General features: G+C 36.3%; 22 protein-coding genes, 1 pseudogene and 1 riboswitch. Of the genes and pseudogenes, 17 read left to right on the top strand and 6 right to left on the bottom strand.

Annotation, left to right across the window (positions count from 1 at the left end; all coding sequences use genetic code 11):
* Window positions 1-70: 70 nt before the first annotated feature.
* Together KM885_RS12000 and KM885_RS11995 are read right to left on the bottom strand one after the other, a co-directional pair.
* On the bottom strand, window positions 71-763 hold the full coding sequence (locus KM885_RS12000) for a DUF1565 domain-containing protein (RefSeq protein WP_216884042.1): 693 nt from the start codon (window positions 761-763) through the stop codon (window positions 71-73).
* Between the two features lie 137 nt (window positions 764-900).
* Window positions 901-2,319 (bottom strand): sigma-54 interaction domain-containing protein, encoded by a 1,419-nt coding sequence (locus KM885_RS11995; RefSeq protein ID WP_216884041.1) that lies wholly within the window; start codon window positions 2,317-2,319, stop codon window positions 901-903.
* Window positions 2,320-2,625: 306 nt separating this feature from the next.
* On the opposite strand from KM885_RS11995, the gene KM885_RS11990 reads away from it, so the two are divergent.
* The 7 genes from KM885_RS11990 to KM885_RS11960 all read left to right on the top strand — a co-directional run bounded on the left by KM885_RS11990 (window position 2,626) and on the right by KM885_RS11960 (window position 12,177).
* Entirely contained in the window at window positions 2,626-3,822 is a 1,197-nt protein-coding gene (locus tag KM885_RS11990) for an amidohydrolase (protein WP_216884040.1), read from the top strand.
* A 387-nt stretch (window positions 3,823-4,209) separates the two neighbouring features.
* On the top strand, window positions 4,210-5,310 hold the full coding sequence (locus tag KM885_RS11985; RefSeq protein ID WP_216884039.1) for a sodium:solute symporter family protein: 1,101 nt from the start codon (window positions 4,210-4,212) through the stop codon (window positions 5,308-5,310).
* A complete protein-coding gene (locus tag KM885_RS11980; RefSeq protein ID WP_047185524.1) occupies window positions 5,292-5,597 on the top strand; it encodes a hypothetical protein in 306 nt (101 codons plus the stop codon). Before KM885_RS11985 ends, KM885_RS11980 begins: the two co-directional genes overlap by 19 nt.
* On the top strand, window positions 5,594-7,798 hold the full coding sequence (locus KM885_RS11975; RefSeq protein ID WP_216884038.1) for a transglutaminase TgpA family protein: 2,205 nt from the start codon (window positions 5,594-5,596) through the stop codon (window positions 7,796-7,798). Before KM885_RS11980 ends, KM885_RS11975 begins: the two co-directional genes overlap by 4 nt.
* A gap of 27 nt (window positions 7,799-7,825) precedes the next feature.
* A riboswitch (purine riboswitch) is annotated at window positions 7,826-7,927 on the top strand.
* Window positions 7,928-8,081: 154 nt separating this feature from the next.
* Window positions 8,082-9,617 (top strand): glutamine-hydrolyzing GMP synthase, encoded by a 1,536-nt coding sequence (guaA, locus tag KM885_RS11970; protein WP_047185522.1) that lies wholly within the window; start codon window positions 8,082-8,084, stop codon window positions 9,615-9,617.
* A 523-nt stretch (window positions 9,618-10,140) separates the two neighbouring features.
* The gene (locus KM885_RS11965; RefSeq protein WP_145523812.1) at window positions 10,141-10,689 is read left to right on the top strand and encodes a GNAT family N-acetyltransferase; all 549 of its coding nucleotides are present in this window, start codon (window positions 10,141-10,143) and stop codon (window positions 10,687-10,689) included.
* Window positions 10,690-11,268: 579 nt separating this feature from the next.
* Window positions 11,269-12,177: a DUF2268 domain-containing putative Zn-dependent protease gene (locus KM885_RS11960; RefSeq protein ID WP_083452610.1), complete on the top strand. Its 909-nt coding sequence runs from the start codon at window positions 11,269-11,271 to the stop codon at window positions 12,175-12,177.
* A gap of 193 nt (window positions 12,178-12,370) precedes the next feature.
* On the opposite strand, the gene KM885_RS11955 is transcribed toward KM885_RS11960, so the two are convergent.
* Together KM885_RS11955 and KM885_RS11950 are read right to left on the bottom strand one after the other, a co-directional pair.
* Window positions 12,371-12,847, bottom strand: a complete 477-nt coding sequence (locus tag KM885_RS11955; RefSeq protein WP_052771732.1) for a DUF3231 family protein — start codon at window positions 12,845-12,847, stop codon at window positions 12,371-12,373.
* A 216-nt stretch (window positions 12,848-13,063) separates the two neighbouring features.
* Complete coding sequence (locus tag KM885_RS11950; RefSeq protein ID WP_128715719.1) at window positions 13,064-14,437, bottom strand: catalase; 1,374 nt, start codon at window positions 14,435-14,437, stop codon at window positions 13,064-13,066.
* Window positions 14,438-14,701: 264 nt separating this feature from the next.
* On the opposite strand from KM885_RS11950, the gene KM885_RS11945 reads away from it, so the two are divergent.
* Window positions 14,702-14,959, top strand: coding sequence for a type II toxin-antitoxin system prevent-host-death family antitoxin (locus tag KM885_RS11945; protein WP_204797958.1), 258 nt, complete (start codon window positions 14,702-14,704; stop codon window positions 14,957-14,959).
* A 254-nt stretch (window positions 14,960-15,213) separates the two neighbouring features.
* On the opposite strand, the gene KM885_RS11940 is transcribed toward KM885_RS11945, so the two are convergent.
* Together KM885_RS11940 and KM885_RS11935 are read right to left on the bottom strand one after the other, a co-directional pair.
* Window positions 15,214-15,558, bottom strand: coding sequence for a type II toxin-antitoxin system PemK/MazF family toxin (locus KM885_RS11940; protein ID WP_047185516.1), 345 nt, complete (start codon window positions 15,556-15,558; stop codon window positions 15,214-15,216).
* A complete protein-coding gene (locus KM885_RS11935; protein WP_047185515.1) occupies window positions 15,551-15,748 on the bottom strand; it encodes a hypothetical protein in 198 nt (65 codons plus the stop codon). Before KM885_RS11935 ends, KM885_RS11940 begins: the two co-directional genes overlap by 8 nt.
* 234 nt (window positions 15,749-15,982) lie before the next feature.
* Here KM885_RS11935 and KM885_RS11930 point away from each other — a divergent pair, with 234 nt between their 5' ends.
* The 9 genes and pseudogenes from KM885_RS11930 (at window position 15,983) to KM885_RS11890 (ending at window position 23,332) form a co-directional block, all read left to right on the top strand.
* Complete coding sequence (locus KM885_RS11930) at window positions 15,983-16,231, top strand: AbrB/MazE/SpoVT family DNA-binding domain-containing protein (RefSeq protein ID WP_052771731.1); 249 nt, start codon at window positions 15,983-15,985, stop codon at window positions 16,229-16,231.
* A gap of 291 nt (window positions 16,232-16,522) precedes the next feature.
* On the top strand, window positions 16,523-17,443 hold the full coding sequence (locus tag KM885_RS11925; protein ID WP_204797925.1) for an alpha/beta hydrolase fold domain-containing protein: 921 nt from the start codon (window positions 16,523-16,525) through the stop codon (window positions 17,441-17,443).
* Window positions 17,444-17,507: 64 nt separating this feature from the next.
* Window positions 17,508-18,764 (top strand): acyltransferase, encoded by a 1,257-nt coding sequence (locus KM885_RS11920; protein WP_204797924.1) that lies wholly within the window; start codon window positions 17,508-17,510, stop codon window positions 18,762-18,764.
* A gap of 5 nt (window positions 18,765-18,769) precedes the next feature.
* Entirely contained in the window at window positions 18,770-19,429 is a 660-nt protein-coding gene (locus KM885_RS11915; protein WP_204797923.1) for a DUF6320 domain-containing protein, read from the top strand.
* A gap of 200 nt (window positions 19,430-19,629) precedes the next feature.
* Window positions 19,630-20,157, top strand: a pseudogene (locus tag KM885_RS11910) (aldo/keto reductase); the annotation flags it as partial.
* A gap of 195 nt (window positions 20,158-20,352) precedes the next feature.
* Complete coding sequence (locus tag KM885_RS11905; RefSeq protein WP_216884037.1) at window positions 20,353-21,258, top strand: hypothetical protein; 906 nt, start codon at window positions 20,353-20,355, stop codon at window positions 21,256-21,258.
* Window positions 21,231-21,470 (top strand): zinc ribbon domain-containing protein, encoded by a 240-nt coding sequence (locus KM885_RS18275; RefSeq protein ID WP_084824086.1) that lies wholly within the window; start codon window positions 21,231-21,233, stop codon window positions 21,468-21,470. The genes KM885_RS11905 and KM885_RS18275 overlap by 28 nt, the downstream gene beginning before the upstream one ends.
* A gap of 128 nt (window positions 21,471-21,598) precedes the next feature.
* On the top strand, window positions 21,599-22,624 hold the full coding sequence (locus tag KM885_RS11895; RefSeq protein ID WP_128715712.1) for a hypothetical protein: 1,026 nt from the start codon (window positions 21,599-21,601) through the stop codon (window positions 22,622-22,624).
* 477 nt (window positions 22,625-23,101) lie between these two features.
* Complete coding sequence (locus KM885_RS11890; protein WP_047185509.1) at window positions 23,102-23,332, top strand: hypothetical protein; 231 nt, start codon at window positions 23,102-23,104, stop codon at window positions 23,330-23,332.
* The last annotated feature ends 232 nt before the right edge of the window (window positions 23,333-23,564 follow it).

The raw sequence follows: 23,564 nt of genomic DNA, 5'->3' as shown, positions 1-23,564 counted from the left end.
GCATGACTAAATTAGCTGGATTCCTTGGTAGATATGCATTTTTAGGCGCTCAAGGATTTTTTATGAATAATTAAGGTATATTATTGTTTCGGCGAACGAGATTATTTTCCACCTTAAAATCGTTAATATTTCCATTAAGTACAATAGATTCACTTGAACCAAGTTTTAAGTTTTCCACAGTGTTATTTGCAATATGTATGTCTTTCATTGGGCGAGTTCCGTATATTGCAATCCCATGACCATTCCCGTCATCTGCATGGGTTTTAATGCGCTGCACGTGGTTATTTTCTAGTGTAATATGACTGCTAGATCCTGTTACATGAATACCCATTACTGTTTCATTTGCTAAATCGGTTGTTAAATCCTGTATTGTTAATCCACTAATGGTAATATAGTTTTTATTGTTTATCATAACCAAGGATGTATCCCCTTCAACATCCTTCATACCCTCTCCGCTAAGGATAACCTTTTCGTTTTTATAGGGTTTGAAAGTAATTGGCTTCGATTTTGTCCCACTATGTTTAACGACGAGATTTTCGTTATAAGTACCTTTTCGAATGAATACGGTGGATCCCGCTTTTGCTTCTGAAGCAGCTTTTTTCAGTGTGCGAAATGGTTTTGATTTCGTACCGTTATTTTGATCATTACCATTTAAAGCTACGTATATAAAATTAGCGTTTTCCTGTTTTGCATTCGTATGATTTAAAACAAAAAATATGGTGATAACAGCTATTGCCAAGAGGATAAGGATCGTTTTTTTCATATAATCATTCCCTGTATAAAATAAATAAATTTCTTTCTTCGTTCTGGAAAATTCCTATGTCGAATGCTACAGGATTGATTATATCATTATTTCGTTCAGGAGCAGTCAATTGAACAGCTACTAGATTTTATTCTATATCAATTAGTTTTGGTATCAATACCATATTTTTTGAGTCTTCTCATAAAAGTAGATTGGGGAATCCCCAAAAATTGCGCTGTTTTCCTTGTGGACTTGTGCTGTTTATATGCTTCCTTGATAATATCTCTTTCTACATTATCCAAAATTTCAGGTAAGGTATCGCCTTGCAACTGTAAATGTAGATCTTTATTTTCCGTTTCTGCTTTGTGGAATCGTTCCGGAAGATCAGATAAAGAAATTTCATCTTGTTTGACCATAACGACAAGTTGCTCCACAAAGTTTTCCAATTCCCTAATATTTCCTGGCCATGTATAATTTTGAAGTATTTCAATTGCTTCCATCGTGAAAAAACGATTTTTTTTATGTCGTGTATTAAACGTATTTAAATAAAACTGCAGAAGCGGAAAAATATCTTCTTTACGTTCGCGTAGAGGTAATATCGTAATTGGTAAAACATTAAGACGATAAAATAGATCCCTACGAAACGTACCTTCGTCTATCATCGTTTCTAAATGACGATTCGTCGCTGCGATAATCCGAATGTTTGCATTTTTTGTTTGTAAAGCGCCAATCGGCTTATATGTTTTATTTTGTAGTAATTGAAGAAGTTTAGATTGCAAATGAAGCGGAAGTTCACCGATTTCATCAAGAAATAGAGTGCCGGATTCGGCCAATTGTATCAAACCAACCTTTCCACCGGTATTTGCCCCTGTAAAAGCCCCTTTACTATAGCCAAAAAGCTCAGATTCGATAAGGGTTTCAGGTATGGATGCACAATTAACATGGATAAAAGGTTTATCATGCCTTTCGCTTAAGTTATGAATTTGTTGGGCGACAATATTTTTTCCGACGCCGGTTTCTCCAGTTATTAAAACGGTTGTATCTACACTTGCAACGGTCTCAATTATTTCGGAAAGTCTTACAAATGACTGGCTTTGTCCAACAAATGTAGTTCCATTTTTATTAAGCAGTTTATCCTTATTTAATTTCCTGAATTCTTGAATATAGCGTTGGAGAAGAGCATTAATTTCTCCGAGTTCAAGCTGGGGAGCACTGGAGGCAATTTTATTCATATTCCTGCCATGCGCGACCACATATTCGATATCTCCATCGTCACTCAAAATAAGATGGCCCGTGGTCATATATTTTTCTCCGTTTACCAGTGTTTGTACTTTTGTAATGGTTTTTCCTGTTTCAATCACTTTTTTTATGATAGAAGGATTAAATACTCCCTCATTTTCTAGTTCTGCCACACTTTTTCCGATCATTCTTGATTTATGACTTTCGAATATTTTTTTATTTATTTCGTTCATCCACAAGGTTTTGCCTGTCTTGTCAGTTATATAAATAGCATCATCGAGTGAATTAAGAATTTTAAGAAAATAAATTTGTTCAATTTCAATATTTTTTTCTATCATCATAGCCCACCTTAAACCGTTTTTCTGTATTAATGAGTCATTTTTGGATCATTATTATATTTTATCACAAAGTATTCATAAAAAATGAACCAAATATAAATCAGTGTTGAGGGAAGTGAGCTGATTTTGGTTCACCTTTTACTTTTATCGCGTGAAAATAAGTTGTATTCCGTTTGAATTTGTCCATTATTCCGGTAATTAGGATATTTAATACTGGCATGAAAATTGCATATATAGTTGCAGATGCTGAGCAATGATAAATGGGTGCATCATCAGAAACTAAGATATCGGAAAGGAGAAATGGTAATGACAGCAATACAAGATGATATAGCAGGCTTTGTCGAACAAAATAAGGGAGAAATGGTGAAATGGAGACGTCATTTACATCAGAATCCCGAATTATCTTTCCATGAAGAGGAGACTTCCCAGTTTGTTTATGATACGCTGCAATCGTTTGGGAACCTTGAGGTTACACGTCCAACAACAACAAGTGTAATGGCTCGCTTAGTCGGTGAACACCCCGGGGAAACAATCGCATTCCGTGCCGATATGGATGCTTTACCAATCCAGGAGGAAAATACATTTGAATTCGTTTCTAAAAATCCGGGTGTCATGCACGCTTGTGGACATGACGGGCATACGGCCATGTTGTTATGTACGGCTAAAATTTTATCCGGTCTAAAGGATCAAATAAATGGGGAGATTCGATTTTTATTCCAACATGCAGAAGAGCTACCTCCTGGAGGAGCAATACAAATGGTTGAGGCTGGCGTGATGGATGGTGTTGATAAAGTTATCGGTTTACACCTTTTGCCTACAATGGAGACTGGCACATTGGCTGTAGATTCAGGACCCATGCAATCCGCAGTTGATAATTTCGATATTAAAATTATCGGAAAAGGCGGACATGGCGTTTCCCCCCACGAAACCATTGACAGCTTGGCCATTGCTTCCCAAGTCGTTTCTAATCTGCAGCACATTGTATCAAGAAATACTGATCCTTTTGATGTACTAGCGTTATCAGTGACCAAAATTAATAGCGGTGCAGTTGATAGTACTGCAGCTTATAATGTCATTCCTGAGACAATTGAATTAGGTGGAACGGTTCGAAGTTTTAATACGGAGCTTCTAGGCTCTATTCCAAATGTAATGGAGCGAATCATCAAAGGAATTACAGATGCGCACGGAGCGACTTACGAATTCCAATACAAAAAAGGGTATCTTCCAGTAATAAATGATGAACAAGTATCGGGTCAAGTCCGTGAATCACTCATTGAAGTATTTGGTGAGGAAAATGTACAAAAAGCAAAAGCGATTATGCCAGGTGAAGATTTTTCTGTATTTTTACAGAAAGCTCCAGGGACCTACTTTTATGTAGGTGATGGTAACAAGGAAAAAGGCATGGTGTATCCGCTTCACCACCCGCGTTATACCATCGATGAAGATGCATTGGAAATAGGTGTAAAGGCATTTATCAATATAGCATTCAAATTACTGAAATAAACTTATCACATCTTAACTGGCTGTAAGACCATACTTCACGAAGTCGATTTAAACAAGAGATCTAAGTGGGAGCGGGCAGCCAGTAGCGCCTTGATAAGTTCAAATAACATTCAGTGGGGGATGAAGGAAAACCCCCACTGATGTGTTTTGACTGCCTTCAAACATACTCAATTCAAACAACCCACATCATTTCCGATTGGGATGGTGCGAGTTAGGTTATGCAAAGAAGTATTCCTTTAAGATCAAAGTTGAGGGAATACGGAATTTAAACGCTATATCTTTTATGGCTTATATCAATATGTTAGTTAAGTGAAAGTTACGGACAGAAACAACATGTTTAAATCGTGAAGCATATCATTTAAAACCTATTAAAAGGAGAAATAAACGATGCTAATTAATGAATCAGCAAAACCAATATTAATAATACTATTAACTGTATACGCTTTCAGTATTATTGGGTACTCATACTATTTTTATAGAAAAGCAAGAACGTATGAATCTTATAATATGGGTGGGCGTGCGATGCCGCTTACACCGATGATTCTAACAATAGTCGGTGGAGCTGTAGGAGGATCTACTTTACTTGGGTTTATGACGGATGCCTACCTACTTGGTATGGGACGAATATGGCTAGTTATTTCCCTTGCGTTTTCACTAGCAATCTTCACATTGTTTTTTGTGAAGCGCGTTCGAAAAGTTGGAGATGAACAACAATTATTTTCTGTTGGAGACTATGCTGCCTATCGATATGGAAATGCAGCGCGATACCCTGCATTTATTGGGAATATCGCTGCTTTAGGTGCTCTTACTGGTATGCAATTTGTAGCAATGGCAACCGTATTTAATCTTGTTTTTGGTTTGGATATGACGATTGGTATTTTAATATCTTGTGTATTTATCACGTTGAAAACCTATTTAGGGGGACTTACAGCTGTTATTTGGACGGACGCCATTCAGGGAACCGTTCAAACCATTGGAATCATTGCCCTGGGTGTCTGTGTTTATTTTTTAACTGGTGGATGGGAAAATGTCTCCGTGAATGTTAATTCTCTGGGAATGACTGATTTTTTAAGTCCAACTAATGCTGGGGTGGCAGAGATTCTTATACCATTTTTGACCATTGGAGCAGCTACATTAGTAAGGCAAGATACATGGCAAAGAGTATGGGCAGCGAAAAATATTAAAGTATCTGTCATGTCCAACTGGTTAGCTTGTTTCTTTGTACTTCTTACTGGAGTGGTTATCATCTTTATAGGAGTCTTTGCTAAAGCTGGTCTGAACATTGTAACGGACAAGCCAGAACTTATTTATTATGATGTCATATTCGGTTCTATTCCATTTTGGTTTGGAGCTATCATGTTTATCGTATTAATTGCTACGATTCTTTCTTGCGCAGATTCATTCTTTATTGCTGGTTCTACAACTATTGTTAGTGATGTTATTAAGCCACTAATGAAGCGGTGGAACATTTGGCTACAATCCAACTAGCTGGAAGGCAGTCATTTGGAGTACGATTAAAGGAACAAATTCCGCGTATGAACCATGGAGATATGGTGTTTGTGATGACGACCTATATGGATGATATATTCAAACAAACGATGGAACAATTGAGTAAGCGAATGAAACAGGTTGTGGTCATTTTTATACAATCATCCACGTTCATTTCTGAGGCTGATCGATTAACGTTACAACGATTTAAAACGGAAGGAATAGGGATCCAAATCATTACGGAAGAAAAATTAGTAAAAAGGCCAATTGAGGTGGATATAAGATGAAAGCTTTATTAAAAAGTAAATCAACTATGATCTATACCCCGTTCTTATATCTCTGTGGCTGTTTTTTATTTTGGGAATGGTTATATCCTTTACATGATATGACAGATACGGAAAGTATACGTGTGTTTATCTTCTATGCTTACTTCTGTTTTCTTATCACGTTCCTACAAATAAAGTGGTGGTTGTCATTTCCGGTTAAAGGAATTGTCCTTCTTTTTCTGATACATTGGCTATATTTTGATCAATCATCCCTTTTCAGTCTCACTTGGATAGCGCAATTGATTCAGGAGTTTTCGTTTAATGTGGATGCCCTTATTTCTCAAAATTACGATACATTGACTTCGACTTTTCGTAGTTTCTTATTTTTTATTTTAATCGCTTTAATGAGTTATTTACTTCATTATTGGTTTGTCCAAACGAAGCGAATCTTTCTGTTTGTTTTATTAACCTTCATTTATATTACCGTACTTGATACTTTTACCATGTATGATGCAACGACATCGATTGTACGAGCATTTATTATTTCTTTAATTGCCTTAGCGATTTGTAATTTGTTAAAGGAATTTGCCCATGTTTCGATTGGGTTCGAGTGGATGAAGAAGGTAAAATCTTGGTTGCTTCCACTTTTGGCCATCATCGGCTTTGCTACTTTGATTGGATTTGTTGCGCCGAAAATCGATCCACAATGGCCGGATCCGGTTCCTTTTATTTCTAGTGCAGCTGAAGAGGCGGGGGAAAGTTTTGGTAACACGGTTAAAAAAGTAGGTTATGGAGAGGATGACTCTAGACTTGGAGGGTCATTTGTCCCAGATAAAAGCCCTGTTTTTACAGCTTATGTCGATGACCAACATTACTGGCGAATCGAAACAAAGGATTTATATACAGGAAAAGGCTGGGAGTTATCGGAGAATCCAACGTTTGTGGAACAAGTAAATGGTCAGATAGATTTAGAAACATTTACAGATCAAGTCCAAACGGAAAAATTAACTGGAACCGTGGAAATTCATAACCAATCGATTGAAAAATTAATGTATCCATATGGAATCGAACAAGTTAAAGACGTAAAAGACGCGCAAACTGTATTTTCATTAGATGCTAATTCTGGTGCCGTTCAAACCACAAATGATACGAATTCCGGCTTGATTTATCAAATTCAATATGACAAACCAGCCTTTGCAATGAATCAATTGAAAAGTAGTTCAGAAGAAGACCCTATAGATATTTTGGATAAATATACACAATTGCCATCTACCTTACCAAATAGAGTAGTGGATTTAGCAGAAGAAATAACGGCAAATGAATCGAATCGTTATGACAAAGCCAGGGCGATTGAACAGTATTTTAACCAAAATGGATATGAATACAAGACGGAGGATATTCCAGTACCTCAGGGAAATCAGGATTATGTGGATCAATTTTTATTTGATTCAAAAATAGGGTACTGTGATAATTTTTCCACATCGATGGTTGTGATGCTTAGAACCCTTGATATACCTGCAAGATGGGTAAAAGGCTTTACAAGTGATGATTTAGTAGAAAGCAACTCTGGCAATGACCCGGATAAGTACCAAATTACGAATGCCAATGCACATTCTTGGGTTGAAGTATATTTTCCTGAATATGGTTGGGTGCCATTTGAACCAACCCAGGGATTTTCTAACTCAGCAGATTTTTACTTAGGAGAATCTCAAGTAGACACGGAAGCGGACGAAGAGGCATTAGACGCGTCGGCAGATTCCGTAGAAGAAGAGGAGCAAGTAACGGCAGAGCAGGAAGAGGAAGGAGCGGAAACAGCTCTTAACCTTTTACCGGAAAATCATGATATGAACCGGTTAGGTAATTGGGGTTGGCTTATTCTAATTGTGATTGTTGTTATAGCAATAGTGCTTCTTTATCTATTTAGAAATCAGTTGCGAACGAAGCGGGTTACGTATAGAATGGATAAAACCCCAGACGTAGAAACATTCCAAGAAGCGTACCATCATGTTATGAAGCTTTTACAACGTAACGGTCATATAAAAGCGCCAGATCAGACGTTAAGAGAATTTGCAAGAATGGTAGATGACCATTACGGAACAAGTGAAATGGGTAAACTAACGAATTACTATGAACAGCTTCTTTATAGAAATGAGTTTCCTGAGAAACATTCTGTGGAACTAACGAAATTATGGAAAGATTTAATCAATCACATAATGGGTTGACCTAGTAAACGTTGATTAGTAGAATAAAAGAAATTGTATTTGGCCTTTCGTATATCCTCGATAATATGGTTCGAAAGTTTCTACCGGAGTACCGTAAATACTCTGACTATGAAGGCAGAAAATCTAAATGGTTTGGTGAAAACTTGGATTTCTGCCTTTTTCTAGTTTTTTACTATGAAAAGGGGAAATTCAAGTTTTTTTTACTTAATTTTTATTTTCGTGGAATAATAATTGTAGAATTGGTGCTTAAGATTACTTTTTTAAATAGATAGGAGCAAATTTTATGGGAAATGAAGAAATGATTTTGGTGCTTGATTTTGGTAGTCAGTACAATCAATTAATTACTCGTCGAATTAGGGAGTTTGGGGTATACAGTGAACTACACTCTCATAAAATGACAGCAGAAGAAATTAAAAAATTAAATCCTAAGGGAATTATTCTTTCTGGTGGACCGCATAGTGTATATGGGGAAAATAGTTTCCGTCCAGATGAAGGAATTTTTGATTTAGATATTCCTATTTTAGGCATCTGCTACGGAATGCAATTGATGGCACTTCATTATGGTGGAAAGGTAGAAAGATCGAAGAACCGTGAATATGGAAAAGCACTTATTGATTTAGAAAGACAACCTGTTCTTTTCAAAGACACTCCAGCTAGTCAAACGGTTTGGATGAGTCACGGGGATAAAGTAACTGCTGTTCCTGAGGGATTCCAAGTGGATGCAACAAGCTCCTCCACCCCGATTGCCTCAATGAGTAATACGAATAAAAAATTATACGGAGTGCAGTTCCATCCAGAAGTAAGACATTCGGAATACGGAAATGATGTTTTAAGAAACTTTGTATTTCATGTATGTGAGAGTGCTGGGGACTGGACGATTGAAAACTTTATCGAACAAGAAATGGCGAACATTAGGAGCAAAGTTGGCGATAAAAAAGTGTTATGTGCGCTAAGTGGTGGGGTTGACTCCTCTGTTGTTGCTGCGCTTATTCACAAAGCGATTGGGGATCAACTAACTTGTATTTTCGTTGACCATGGTTTGCTTCGTAAAAATGAAGCGGATGATGTAATGAAAGTATTTGCAGATGATTTCCATATGAATATCATTAAAATCGATGCAAAAGATCGCTTCCTATCTAAACTTAAAGGTGTAGACGATCCTGAGAAGAAACGTAAGATTATCGGTAACGAATTTATTTATGTATTTGATGATGAAGCAGCTAAGCTAAAAGATATGGACTTTTTAGCACAAGGTACGCTTTATACAGACATTATTGAAAGTGGTACAGAAACAGCTCAAACGATTAAATCACACCATAATGTTGGTGGACTTCCAGAAGATATGCAATTTGAATTGATTGAACCATTGAATACTTTATTCAAAGATGAAGTTCGTGAACTTGGAACTCAATTAGGAATTCCGGATCATATCGTATGGCGTCAGCCTTTCCCAGGTCCAGGACTTGCCATTCGTGTTCTAGGAGAAGTAACGGAAGAAAAATTAGAAATGGTTCGTGAATCAGATGCTATTTTACGTGAAGAAATTGCTTTAGCAGGACTAGATCGTGATATCTGGCAATACTTCACCGTTCTTCCTAATATTAGAAGTGTTGGCGTAATGGGAGACGCAAGAACATATGATTACACCATTGGTATCCGTGCCGTTACATCGATTGATGGAATGACTTCAGACTGGGCACGTATCCCTTGGGACGTTTTGGAAAAAATCTCTACACGTATTGTGAATGAAGTGGATCATATTAATCGAGTGGTTTATGATGTGACGAGTAAGCCGCCTGCTACGATTGAGTGGGAATAAGAGGCTAACTTGATTTGAAGAGAGAACGCTGATTTAACAGCATTTATCCTACTCAAAAATGAAGAAAATGTATAAAAAATGATATAGTTCCCTACCAAAAACCCTACCAAGAAAAAATTTTGGTAGGGAATTTTTTTTATCGTTGAATTTTGGTAGGGAATAAACTAGCTAACTTGATTTGAAGAGAGAACGCCTTATTTGCCAGTGTTTATCTTAGCCTTAAACGTACAAAAAAATGGATAATGATATGGTTCCCTATCAAAAATTCTACCATCTTATTTTGGGTAGGGATTATTTTTTTGTATCTGGATTATCGTGAGGAATTAGAATTAATTTTAATGTATGTTAAAATAAGAGATTAAAAGCCCAATTCAAAAGGTTTTTTGTCCAAAAAATACTCTATGGATTGATGTTACTTCTTAAAGGTAGTTGGATAACAAAATTTCTGGGATAAAGCGTTCTAAAAAGGTAATTTAAAATATTTTACAAAAAAGGATTACAAGTTTAACAAAGGGTGAATATTATGAAGCTTTCTGGTGAAAAATTATTGCTAACAATGGCATCAGCCAATGATTTAGATTTTATTTGTAGGATAGAGACTGATGAAAATTTATGGTACTTTGAGGAGTATGTAGAATCGGATAAAGACGTTGTACGTGAAGAATATATTCAAAAAATTGAAGAAAAGGAAAATCGGACAAGTTATGATTTTATCGTTACGATTGCAACAGATAAAAATAAAAAACCTATTGGTCTAGCGCAATTATGGAACGATAGTGAACATAGAAAAAGCTGGGAAATTGGCTTTGCAATACTTCCTGAAAATGGAGGTAAAGGTTACGGGAGCGAAGCGGCGAAAGTGTTATTGAAATTTGCTTTTGAAAAACTATGCGCCCATAAAGTATTTGGAATGTGCAATGCAAATAATACACGCTCTGCGGTTTTGATGGAAAATATCGGTATGAGAAAAGAGGCCATTTTTAAGGAAGAGCTTTTTTGGCAAAATAAATGGGTTGATCAATACTATTTTTCTATTTTGGAGAGAGAGTATTTTGCAGGAGCTAAACCTTAATGTGAATAGAGTATGTTAGTTGCAATGATATAGTTCCCTACCAAGAAAAAAATTTGGCAGGGAATTTTGTTTTTTATTTGAATTTTGGCAGGGAAATTTTTGAACTAAATTAGGTAAGAGTTAGACATGATTAATTAATTATCTAATTGACTTCGGTTTTTATTTGTAGTTGCATCGATGCTTATAATTTTACTTGACTCTAACGTAGCGTAATACCTTAGTCTTGAAATATGGAGGTGAATTACACTGTTTACAACGGTGGACGTTTGCAAAAGAACTGGACTTACTGAACGCTCTATACCTACTATTCTAATTTGGATTTATTAAAACCAAGGAAGAATGCCAACGGCCAGTTAGTTTTATCCAAATTAGACTTAGAAAAAATTACACAAATACTTGCCGCGAAGATTACAGGTTATAAACTTAAAGATTTAAAAGACCGACAACCTTCATTAGGATTAATTAAAAATGACTTAACACAAATAATTGCTGAGATAGAAAATATATTATTTCATTTAGACCTAATATAAAGTTGTTTCAAGATTATAATGTTAAATATTTGCTAAAAAGGTGATTAAAATGGGTATGACTTATAAGGTAATCGATACAGTGGAACAATACGAAGAATTACTTGCGATTACGGATTTGGAAGAAAGAAAAAATTACTTTCGTTATACAATGATGGAGCCATTTAAGGAAATGTGGAATTTAATCAATGTTCCTATAAAAGCAAAACAAGAAAATGGCTATGATGTTATAATGGCTACAAAAATGCTTGGTTATGCAGATATTTCCAACGGTAAACAAATCCAACAGGGGTTATCAATCCTAAAAGAAAATAACGCTTATACAGTAGCGGATAATACCATTAAAAACTGTATAGAAAACGCTAATAAGTCGGGTTTGAAAGTAAACGCTGATGAAATAAAGTTTGGATTGTATGTTGCAAATCCTGATAAACTAAAGCTACAGAAAGGATATACGGGGTTCGGAGGTGTTCCCGGGTTTATTACTGTGAATATCTATCCAAATGAATATAACTTACCGAAACTTCCCGCAGTTATTGCTCATGAATTTCATCACAATATTCGCTTTTCTTATTTTGATTGGGACCATGGTAACGTAACAGTAGGAGATTATCTTGTTATAGAAGGTTTAGCCGAGTCATTTGCGAAAGAATTATACGGAACAGAACAATTAGGACCTTGGGTTACTAGCATGGAAAAAGAAGAATTAGAGTATTCAACCGATGTTATTAGGGAAGCTCTTGACGTAAAAGGGTTTGCCGAAGTGAGCAGTTATATGTTTGGCGATGAAATTGCGGCACAAGAAGGGTATCAACCTGTTGGGCTTCCTTTTTGTGCCGGTTATGCAGTAGGATATAAGGTTGTTCAGTCCTATATGAAAAAGTATAATAAGACAATTTATGAAGCAACTTTGGCTTCCACTGATGAAATAATTCATGGATGTGACTTGTTTTCTGAGTAACCCTCATAGTTCTGCAAAAGGGCGCGATTGGGGACAAAAAGGATACACATGCTAGTTATGTGCTATCCTCTTTTATTTGTTTTTTTAGTTTAGGGATTGAACTTTTTTTCACACTATTTTCCGATACCTCTTTTTTAAAAAAGTATCCAAAATTGGAATTATGCATTAAAATTTTGCGGAAAAGTTGGTTTTTTTAATATTGAAATTTCCTTATCGTTGTAAATCCACATTTTCCTGATGGGACCCCAATACTAAAAGCAAAAAAATCAGTTGCATAATACATCATTAATTGATCAGAAAATGTATATGCTGTACTTTTTGTTATATCCGCATCCCATGTCAAAGGTACAGGCAAATCACTTTCCTTTAATTTTTCGCTAAATAATGCAATATACTTTTTGCCAACTTCTATACATCTTAGAAGGAATGATGTGACATCCTTTGATTGGGCAACTTGGCTAAATCCAATCAAAATAGCTGTTCCAAAAGCTTTTATTTGGATGTTACCATGAAGGATAGCCACTTCCGATCCTATTAAAGGTCTTTTTCCACCTAAATATCCCATAAAAAAATCTTGCTTTTTTACAAAGTCAACTTCATCGAGATTGGGCAGGTATGGTGCTCTGACATACAACCCCTTTGATAACCTGATGGAAGCTTCTTTATACAAAGTTAAACGATTCCTGCTACTATATGAATAGAGCAATCAAATAGATGTAGCTTGTGGATATTTATTTCACCTAAAATATAGTGTACGAATACTGATATCCAAATGGAGATTGCTGATATATAAATTTAATAGTTTAATTTTATAAGACTTAAACTTTAGAAACCGTAACTTAGGAAGAGCCCATAATCTTGATGATTATGGGCTTTAGCAATTCATTTACTCTCGCAATCCATCCAATACACGTTCGCCGAGGTCACGGGAAGCAAAAGTAAGATACTCGATCACCTTGACCTGTAGTTCCCGTCTTATTCCCGTCATTGCGGTGACAAGATTCGAGACAAGGTTAGATTTCCCTGTTTGCGATAATGACCGATAGAAATCTCCTGCTTGTGAAAAATCATCTTGTTTTGCAATATCCGAACGCACGAGTTTCCCTTCTACATATCTGCCTTCTCCACTTGTCTGCAAATCGCCTGGTCGCCAATGCTTTTGCGCATTCACTGGAACCTTGCGAAATTGTGGACCGATACGATAACGTTGAGAATCCCAATATACATTCGCCCGGCCTTGTATAATCTTATCATCGGACAATTCCGCTCCATCTAATAAGTTTGAAGGTGAGAATGCAATCTTCTCCACTTGTTCCATATAGTTTTCGGGATTGCGATTGAGCACCATCTTCCCAACAGGATGGAAAGGGTACATCTTTGCATCCCACACTTTTGTGTCATCAAGGGGATCGAATGGAAGCTGTTCTTCATCCCTTGGATCCATCATTTGTACGTACAGCCCGTATTCTACCGTTCTCCCATTCGCGATTGTTTGGAAAAGATCTTCGCCGGCGTAATCGGGGTTGATCGCCGCCAGCCTTTCTGCCTCCTTGCTTGTAATATATTCCACACCATCAAATGGAAACCAAAGATATTTAATGTAATGGCGTTTTCCTTCCGAATTTCGCCACACGTACGTACTGACGCTGTGGCCGGGGATTCGCCGAAAGCTTTTGATTGTGCCGTGGTCAGAAAAGAGGCGAACGATAAAATGAGTGGTTTCTGGAGTGTTGGCGACAAATCTCCAAAGCCGTTCTGGGTCCATTAAGTTGTTTCGTGGTGATGGTGATAGTGCTTTGATACTCTCTGGAAAACGCATAGGATCGCGCAACAAAAAGACCGGGATATGGTTGCAAATAAGGTCGAAAATTCCGGCATCTGTATAGAACTTCGTTGAAAATCCACGTAAGTTTCGCGAAGTATCAGGAGTGCCTTTATTGCCCGTCCCAAGCGAAAAGCGAACCGCGACAGGAACTGTTTGCCCAGCCTGCTGAAGAAAGGGAAGTTTTGTGTATTCACTCATGCTATTCAACGTTTCGAAATGGCCGAAAGCACCATATCCTTTCACATGTACAGGTCGTTCCACAATTTTCTCGTGAATAAATGTTTCAAGTGTTTCATGCAAAATATTATCTTGCTCCAGTGTGGGACCGTTCTTACCAACCGTTTGTGAATGGGATGGTTCAGGATTATCCGATTGTTTATGTTGATGAACAGGAATACGCTTTTCTTGCTGAGGATTTTGTTTGTTATCGGTCATTATTTCCTCCTTGTGAAAAATTGACATTATTATATGTTATGAATGGTGCTTGTTTCAATATGCGTTATTAGCCAAAAGTAATAGGGTGATTGAAAAAGAGAATGGTGCGCCATCTGTAATAATATGTATTTTGTATTTTTGGAGCATAAAAGTTGGAACAAACGATGATAAACCATGAATATGATGGCATTACTGGCGATATTATAAAAAAATCAATCATTACGCTATAATATGAAGTGTAATCAATTATAAAAGAAAAGGGGAATTGTCGTATTAAGGTACAACCCAACAAATGCAAGAAAAAACCTTTACCAATTGATTAAGCAAGTGAATGATGATAATACACCGATTGAAATAACTAGCACAAAAAATGATGATGGTGCTGTTCTTGTCAGTAAAAGAAATTGGGATGCTATACAGGAAACACTTTATTTGCAAAGCACTGGGGTTCTTGATCGAATGAAACACTTTGAATATGAAGAGACAGAGGACTTGGGTGAGATTGATTGGGATACGCTATAAAGATAAAAAAGGATGAAAAAAAGATTTACCCAAACTGAAAGGGGCAAATCTTCATGAAAAATTTGATAAGCTAATTGAAGTTATTAAAGAAAGTCCTTTTCAAAATCCTCCGCCATATGAAAAATTTGTCGGTGTGGTCACATTTACGAGAGAGAATTATAATAAAGAAGGACTAAAAAGAGCAGAAGGGAATTTGGGAAAAAATGACTTCCTTCAATGAAAAGCCAGCTTGTTCCCAGGTCCTTATGGAAACCTTACTCAAGATTATTTATAAGAACATTAATTTTTGTACGAACATCCTCTAAAATTTCAGGTTTAACTTGACCAAACTTTTTTACAACTATATTCTTTGCGAGTGTGTACACTTTATCTGCCCTGATGCTTGAGGTTATTTTAAGAATTCCTTCTGTTAAGTCCGCTGAATCTATTATTACTGAATAATCAAGGTCTTTTAACTTTGAAGTAATAGCAACTACAATAATATCTTCTGTAAAATTATTGTAGCTATCGTTTGAAATAATTAAGACTGGACGTTGTTTTCTACTCGTTAAATCAGTAAATGGAACCGGTATTAATACAATGTCACCTTGCTTATACATTATTCCAAACCTCATCATCTATATCGTTATCCCAGAAGTCCAAACTACTCTCGCTGGCTTTTGATAAATCCTTAAATAAGCTTATTTCATTCTTATTTTTTATTTGCTCTGCAAAGTCTAATATTTTTCTAACTTCATTTTCAGGTGCTTCATCAATAATTTTCAGTAAACGTTCTTTAGCTGTATTCATGTTGTATGTTCACCTCCATGAATATTTTATTCTATTATATCACTTTGATTTCCTTTTGATAATTGAGTTTGTTTAAAAAATTGTACAATAATACATTCGCATTGGTTTGCGGACTGGATTAAGCAGCAAATCTTAAAATTATTACAGAGTGTTCTTCTTTTCCAATCAAAAGATATGTATCGATTCATTTGAAAATTATAAACTTAAGTCTACATTTTATTTGGAGGTGCTATGATGCGGACAAACAAACAGACAGTGGGGTATATAACCGTTACTGCACAACAATGGGGCAACAGCATTAGTATTCGTATACCTTTTAGATTGGCGGATAAATACGGAATTGTAAAAGGTACAGAGTTGGAAATTCGTGATACGAAAAATGGATTTGAGTTAAAACCAAAGGGAAAGCCAACATTGGATGATTTGTTGGCTCCATGTGATGGTGAAAACCCTTATGAGGAGTTTTTTTGCAAACTGGATTGAAACCATTATTAGTATCCATGTGAAGTTGGGGATTGGATCATTTGGAACATTTAGAGGATATACATGGGGAAAATAATGAAAAGTTGATGGGGAATTTATACCACCAAAGAAGACACCAAAAAGGGATATTGCCCAAAAGCAATATCCCTTTTTTGATGTGTCCGTGTGCCTTTTTGTACAAAACTAAACAATTCCTGCTAGTATAGAGTATAAAGCAACCAACAGACGGATATTTATTTTCGCGTAAGAATACTTTATAAAAATGGTACTACCCCGAACAGGAGGAAACTTATGAGAAGTATTCGAAGCTGGATTGCAGAACGTTTACTCAAACGATTCAGTAATAAAGATAGCTTTACCGATGAAAAACTATACGCTCAATTTCTTAAAGAAAAACAAAGGGAAAACGAGAAACCCTATGTATTACCAAAATATATTCAGAGAAAGTTCAGCATGGTAAAACAGCATTTTGGTGGAATGGAGTGTTACATCTTTAATGAAGAAAAAAAGACTTCAGGAAAATCCATCCTCTATTTGCATGGCGGAGGGTATATTAAACAACCATCGCTATATCATTGGAATTTTCTTTGGAAGTTAGCAAAGGGAACCGACGTTACGATATACGTTCCCATTTATCCGAAAGCACCCAACCATCAGTATAAAGAGTCTTTTGATAAAGTTCTTCCAGTGTATGAATCGATTTTAGAAACCTCGGATAAGGAAAATGTTATCTTGATGGGTGACTCTGCTGGCGGAGGATTTGCGTTGGCCTTAGCACAATTGCTTTTGGATAAAGGGCTACCACAACCTAAAAAAATCATTTTATTTTCACCTTGGCTTGATATTACGATGAAAAATCCAGATGCTTATCAATTGGAGCATAAAGATCCAATGTTAGGAATCTATGGTTTGATTCAAATGGGGAAGGCGTATGCAGGTGGCACTGACCCAAATAATTATTTACTTAGTCCGATAAACGGAAAGATAAATGGATTGGGGGAAATTACTTTATTTATAGGGACACATGAAGTTTTTTTACCAGATGCAAGGAAGTTCAGAGATATTGCTATCTCACAAGGAGTGAGAATGAACTATTTTGAATATCCGAAAATGAATCATATCTTTGTGCTTTTCCCGATTCCAGAGGCAAAAAGGGCGACTAAGAAAATCGTGAATATCATAAAAAACATAAGTAAAATGGACGAACGATGAATCGAGAGCAAATATGATGTAAAATAGGGTACAAGAAAAACAGTAGGTATTGAGGTGTTCAACAATGGATGAATGGTACAAACTTGATAATGCAGGGAAATTGTTTCATGCTGTATCGGAGCAAACCAATTCTTCGGTCTTCCGGGTTGCTGCCATTATGAAGAAAACAGTACACCCAGCTAAACTTCAACTTGCGCTGGATGATGTTCTCAAACGCCTCCCTTTGTTTGCCGTAAAGCTTCGTAAAGGTGTTTTCTGGGATTTTCTTGTGGAAAATAATGAAAAGCTTTATGTTCAGCTTGAAAGCCAATATCCATGTGCACCAATTGATCCGTTAGAAACAAATGGGTTCTTATTACGTGTTACCTATTATAAAAAGCGTATTGCTGTGGAATTTTTCCATTCTGTAACAGATGGGACAGGTGCTTTGGAATTTATTAAAGCGCTTATTTATTATTATCTATCTTATCTCGGAGAAGACGTGGCTTATGAAAGTACACTAATCGATATTCATAATCCGCCAAGTTATTATGAAAGAGACGATAGCTATCAAAACTATGGTACAGATGAAAAAGCGGAGAAATTCAAAGAAACGTCTTCTTATCAGATTCGCGGCACTTCCATCGATCAAACTATTACTGTCCATGGAAAAATGAGCGCTAGCAAAGTGCACCAGCTTGCAAAAAAATACGGAACAACCATCACCGGTTTTGTCACGGCCATTTTAATTGCAGCTATCTATAAAGAAAGATTACGGTATCGGGCATATAAAGAGGAAATAAAGATTGCCGTCCCAGTTAACTTACGGAGTCTTTTCCCATCCAATACTCTGCGCAATTTCTTTGGTGTTGTCAATATAGGTATGTCTGTAACGGAGAAGACGACATTGGAAGAAATTATTGAAGAAACATCGAAGCAATTACGTGAGAAAGTACAAAAGGAAAGCTTGCAGAAAAGTATTAACGACCGGGTGAAATGGCAAACCAGACTGACCGCGAGATTTGTTCCGCTCCCAATTAAATACCATGCCATTCGTTATGGTTACAGGAGTTTTAGTGAGCGCACTAAAGCGATGACCTTGACAAATATGGGGAAAGTACGACTTCCAGACTCCATGGAATCACATATATCTCATATGGAAATGGTTCTCTACCCGACAAAGAAAAGCCCGATTAACGCAGGGATGATCGCGGTGGGGGATGAACTTGTCATCACATTTGCAAGAATGATACAAGAAGTGGATATTATCCGTACATTCTTTAGAGAGCTTTCCAAGACATTTAATTTGGAGATAGAAGTATACTCCAATGACAGCAGGTGAAATCAATGCAACATTATTGCTCAAATTGCGATATCTATACACAACAACCATATTGTCCGTTATGTAAACACAAACTTTCTGAGGGATTGGAACATAACGCGTATTATCCTGCCTATGAAACCAAAGTTCAACGGCGTCGCTTTGTTCAGCGGCTCGTCTTGTTTATTGCTATTTTCGCTATTAGTACAAGCCTATTAATCAATTTATTAACTAAACCGAATCAATTATGGTTCTTGTATGTGCTAGGTCCCGTACTATATGGGTTATTATTGATTAATCATACCATACTCTCTAAAGCCCACACTGGTTCTAAAGTCATTTTTCAAGTTATCGCACTTTCTATTATGCTTTTTATCTTGGATGCGGCATCTGGAAGTTCAAAATGGTCGATCCATTACGTTATTCCTTTTCTCGTTTCGCTTGCTACATTATTTGTAACCATTATTGTACTAAGAAAACCAATGAAATGGCGAGAGTACATCGGGTATATGACAACAATGGTTATTTTAGGCTTTCTTCCTGTCATTCTTTTTCTAAGCTCCTGGTCAACGGTGTTATGGCCAAGTGCTGCAACTGCCTTATATGCTCTGCTAACGCTAATTGGGATGATCTTATTTTCGGAAAAAACGATGAAGAATGAAATTGTGCGGAGGTTTCATTTTTGATGAAGAAATGTAAGTATTAATATGAATAAAGGCTATAAACCCTATTGATAAGGTTTACAGCCTTTTATTTTTTAGATGACTCCTGTTGGTATCTCTATCGGTTAAGAAAAAGCAACATTCGTTTTTTTGTTAGTTAAACTGGTTTCTACGTAAGGTTCTAATGGAAACTTCATGTTCTCCTAAAAGTTTATTTAGATCTTTATCTCCTTCATTGGAAAAGCAGTATTCCAATCGAAGAAACAATAGAAGCAATGGAAAAAGCTAAAATGCAGGGGAAAATCAAAGCTTGGGGAGTTTCAAATTTTGATGTGAATGATATGAAGAAATTACTAAAACAACCCAATGGTCCTCACTGTGCCACGAATCAAGTCCGTTATAATTTAGGAGATCGTGGAATTGATTTTGATTTAGTTCCTATGATGAAGGAAAATAATATACCGTTAATGGCATATGCCCCTGTAGCAAGAGGAGATCGTTTAGGTGCCGATCTAACGAAACAAAAAGTGTTACTAGATATTGCGAAAAAGTATAACGCAGATGTTTTTCAACTCCTATTAGCATGGTGTATTCGTAATGGGCAGACCATCGCCATTCCACAATCTAGTAATACGGAACATGTTATCAATAACGTAAAAGCTGCAGATATTCAGCTTACGGAAGAGGATCTTGCAAAAATAGATTCCGTTTATCCAGAACCAAGAGTTAGTGAGCCACTTGCATTGTGCTAAGTAGGCCTAAATGATGAATGGAATGTTAAGAGTAGAATTTTCTACTCTATTTTTTTACGAGCTTGGCAGAACGCCCCTTATTTTAATGAGGGGATGAATGCCAAGTTTATTTTTTGAACAACTTTATTATGCAAGCCTTTTTAGGTTGATAATCGAACGTATGTTTGGTAAAATATTCCATATGGAGGTGAAAAAATGGCTACGAAAACTATCTTAGTTAAACTCAAAAAGCCAACAAAGAAAAAGCATAAACAATTTATATATGAGCAAACGGAGTTTTCTGATTGCGTAAATCATTGTGTAGAACGCCTACAAAATGGAGAAAAAATTTCTTCAAAAAACGTACCATTCAACCTTAAATCCGCTATAAGAAATGAGGCTATTCGTCGAGCGAAAAAGGCAATTTCTGATTATAAAAAGGGGCGAGCAACTACTATTCCAGTTTTCAAAAAATCACTTGGTGTGAAAATAAATAATCAAAATTGGAATTCCATAGAGAAAAACGGAAGATGGTACATTGCCTTTACCTCAAATATGGGGAAAAAGGCACTACCAGTAGTAGAAACAAAAGATGTACAAACGTTTTTTCCATTTTTAACGCAAAAAAGGAAAGGATTTCGTGGAACCATGGAATTGTTACGTAAAGGGAAACATTGGTATGTGGCGATTCCAATACAAATAAGTTCAGAACTAGACTTTGGAAAGAAACATAAACGCATCTTTGAAAACATGAAACGACGAAAGTATACATCTATTGGTGTGGACTTAGGGTTGCGACATATTGCGGTCGTTTCTGAACCTCTTAGTGGTAAAAGACAATTTTTCTCTGGTAAAGAAGTCGGTTATATGCGACGTCATTTTCGTTCCATACGACGTTCGTTAGGTAAAGCAAAGGCGCTGCGCGTCATAAAACGTATAGGTAGAAAGGAAAGACAATGGATGAAAGATTATAACCGAAAATTAGCCAAAGGTATAGTGGATTTCGCCCTGCAATTTGATAACCCAATTATAAAAACAGAAGCATTAGATGACATTCGAAAAACATGCCGTAGCATAAAAGAGCAGATAAAACCATTCATTCGTGGTCTTTCTATCAATTAAAACAGTTCATCAAAGAAAAGGCTTCAAAATACAATATCCCAGTTGTAGATATTAACCCTTATCAAACAGGCCAAATTTGCGGATGTTGCGGTCATGCAGAAAGGAAAAATCGCAATGGTATTAAATTCCACTGCGTAAAATGTAATTATACGTGTCATGCTGATTTGAATGCTGCAAATAATATTGCACGTAGCACAAGCTTGGCGGGGTAACACGGAACAGTCGTGAGACAAGCTCCCACCCTAGTGAACCGCTTCCGCCTCCTTTTAAGAGGTTTCCACTTTGGAAGCTCGGTATTTTAATGCCGAGAGGATGTCACTAAATTTAAGGGGGCAGTTTAGTGGTCAGGCGCAACCGATTATTAATGATGTTTTTAGCACTAATGATTCTATTTTTAGCTGCATGTGGTAACAGTGAAGATGAAAAACAAGGGGAAACGGAAAATCAAAACAATGCGAGTACACAAGAAGAGTCAGGATCAAAAACTGAAGAAGATTCAACAGCTAGTGCGGAGGAAGTTTCCTTTGAAGTGAATCAAGCTCCAAAAGACCAGGGTGATTTGGAAGTAGCGCTTGAAGGGGATATCCATGTTGCAAATAAGGGTGTTTCCGTCAAAGGAACGACAAATCTATTACCTGAATCAAGACTTATCCTTATCATTAACTCAGAGGATGGAGTATTAATTGGAACAAGTGATCAAACACTGGTTAAAGAAAACGGGGAATTTGAATTGGAATCGAGTCTTCCAGAAAAAGTGGAAGGAGTAGTACATATTGAGGTGAAATTTGAGCCTGCAAATCAGAGTGAGGAAATAAAAAATCATTATTTAAACGAGCTTAGTGGAAGCTTTGTACGAAATTATACGGATTCAGGCGAAACCTATCAAAAAGCATCTTTCCAGAAAACAGTCACACTAGATGAAGGTGAACAGACATTTGCAATTACGGAACCGAGCTGGGATATACCGGATAATTATGGGGAAGCAGCAGTATGGATGGAGCCAGAAATAGAGAAGCAAGAAGATTATGTGGTAGTAAAACTAAATAGTAATATTATAGATGGAACGTTTATCCAAGCAAGGGCCCACATTCCCAATTACATTACATCGGGAATACAGGGCTATAGCTATATAAATCCGGATGGCTCCGCAGTCCTATATATTGAGGATCCAGAAAAAGACAGTCGAATTAAAAATCTAACTGAATACGAAATTATTATTACCATGGATCCATCCCATAGTAATAATGGTTCGCTTGTCACAGAAGCATATGGAGAAAGTGGACAGAATTTGGCAGGCGATTATGTTGATACTGAAAATGATTCGAAAGTGATTAGGCAAACCCTAACAGTTACGGTGGATGAGTGATATAGGAAAGACAATGAACACTATCTTATAGGGAGTTTAGACTTTTCCCTGGGATAGTGTTTTCTTCTGGAATAAAATTAAAGAGTAATTATAAAAGTATGATTTGTGTAGGGCTTCACTTAAATTAACGGGCAGTATAGTGCAATAACGTTATATTAATTACAGATGAAACATTTACTATTTTATTGTTTTATTATTGCGTTAACTGGTTCTTAGTTAAAGGAAACATTTCGAGTCTAATTGTATAATTATAAAAAAGGGTGATTTGGATATGAGAAGCATTCCGAAAAAAAGGAAATATTACTCGATGAAAAAATTGATGAACAGGAGTTTATTAGGATAATCAACAACTTATACGAGCAAGATTGTTATATCTATGCGATTATTCCTGAATATGAACAAGAACTATTAAATGAACTTTCGATTGACTTTATTGAAGTTAATAAATTTCCGTTACCACGAGTTTTTCCAAGGGAAATGGGTTATCTGGGTTATGTAAAAGACAGTCAAAAACGATATATTTTCGAATTTTATTTACGATCCACTACAATGGATTATCTGATTTTTTCCGAGACTGATTTATCAGAACAATTAAGTAAATTAACCAAGAAGAATTTGGACATTTATAAAATGTTCGAATTAAATAAGGTTCCTCATGTAACCATTGGTCCAGATGGTCAATGGTTAACTATAGTTGAATATGAGTAGTTTTTTCTTTAATGAAAGGGTATAAAAAAGGTTAGAGTGATGTAAATATGAACACTCTAACATTAAAAGACCTTGAATCAAGAGTTCTTCGGAATTCCAATCAATATAAAAAAACTGTTAATCGGATAACCACTCAAATAAAACGGCAAAATTTGAATCGAGGACGTATTCGACCAAAAAATCCAACCGAAGCTAAAATCCTTGCAAAGTTTAAACAGAAATAGGTGTTTTA

The organism is Oceanobacillus caeni (assembly GCF_019037185.1).
GTDB classification, from domain to species: Bacteria; Bacillota; Bacilli; order Bacillales; family Amphibacillaceae; genus Oceanobacillus; species Oceanobacillus caeni.
The sequence above is the reverse complement of the archived record's forward strand: the minus strand, read 5'-3'. Positions and strand labels throughout refer to the sequence as shown.

Coding starts and splice junctions, on each gene's coding strand:
- KM885_RS12000 (WP_216884042.1), bottom strand. CDS start 763: ATGAAAAAAACGATCCTTATCCTCTTGGCAATAGCTGTTATCACCATA.
- KM885_RS11995 (WP_216884041.1), bottom strand. CDS start 2,319: ATGATAGAAAAAAATATTGAAATTGAACAAATTTATTTTCTTAAAATT.
- KM885_RS11990 (WP_216884040.1), top strand. CDS start 2,626: ATGACAGCAATACAAGATGATATAGCAGGCTTTGTCGAACAAAATAAG.
- KM885_RS11985 (WP_216884039.1), top strand. CDS start 4,210: ATGCTAATTAATGAATCAGCAAAACCAATATTAATAATACTATTAACT.
- KM885_RS11975 (WP_216884038.1), top strand. CDS start 5,594: ATGAAAGCTTTATTAAAAAGTAAATCAACTATGATCTATACCCCGTTC.
- guaA (WP_047185522.1), top strand. CDS start 8,082: ATGGGAAATGAAGAAATGATTTTGGTGCTTGATTTTGGTAGTCAGTAC.
- KM885_RS11965 (WP_145523812.1), top strand. CDS start 10,141: ATGAAGCTTTCTGGTGAAAAATTATTGCTAACAATGGCATCAGCCAAT.
- KM885_RS11960 (WP_083452610.1), top strand. CDS start 11,269: ATGGGTATGACTTATAAGGTAATCGATACAGTGGAACAATACGAAGAA.
- KM885_RS11950 (WP_128715719.1), bottom strand. CDS start 14,437: ATGACCGATAACAAACAAAATCCTCAGCAAGAAAAGCGTATTCCTGTT.
- KM885_RS11940 (WP_047185516.1), bottom strand. CDS start 15,558: ATGTATAAGCAAGGTGACATTGTATTAATACCGGTTCCATTTACTGAT.
- KM885_RS11935 (WP_047185515.1), bottom strand. CDS start 15,748: ATGAATACAGCTAAAGAACGTTTACTGAAAATTATTGATGAAGCACCT.
- KM885_RS11930 (WP_052771731.1), top strand. CDS start 15,983: ATGCGGACAAACAAACAGACAGTGGGGTATATAACCGTTACTGCACAA.
- KM885_RS11925 (WP_204797925.1), top strand. CDS start 16,523: ATGAGAAGTATTCGAAGCTGGATTGCAGAACGTTTACTCAAACGATTC.
- KM885_RS11920 (WP_204797924.1), top strand. CDS start 17,508: ATGGATGAATGGTACAAACTTGATAATGCAGGGAAATTGTTTCATGCT.
- KM885_RS11915 (WP_204797923.1), top strand. CDS start 18,770: ATGCAACATTATTGCTCAAATTGCGATATCTATACACAACAACCATAT.
- KM885_RS11905 (WP_216884037.1), top strand. CDS start 20,353: ATGGCTACGAAAACTATCTTAGTTAAACTCAAAAAGCCAACAAAGAAA.
- KM885_RS11890 (WP_047185509.1), top strand. CDS start 23,102: ATGGGTTATCTGGGTTATGTAAAAGACAGTCAAAAACGATATATTTTC.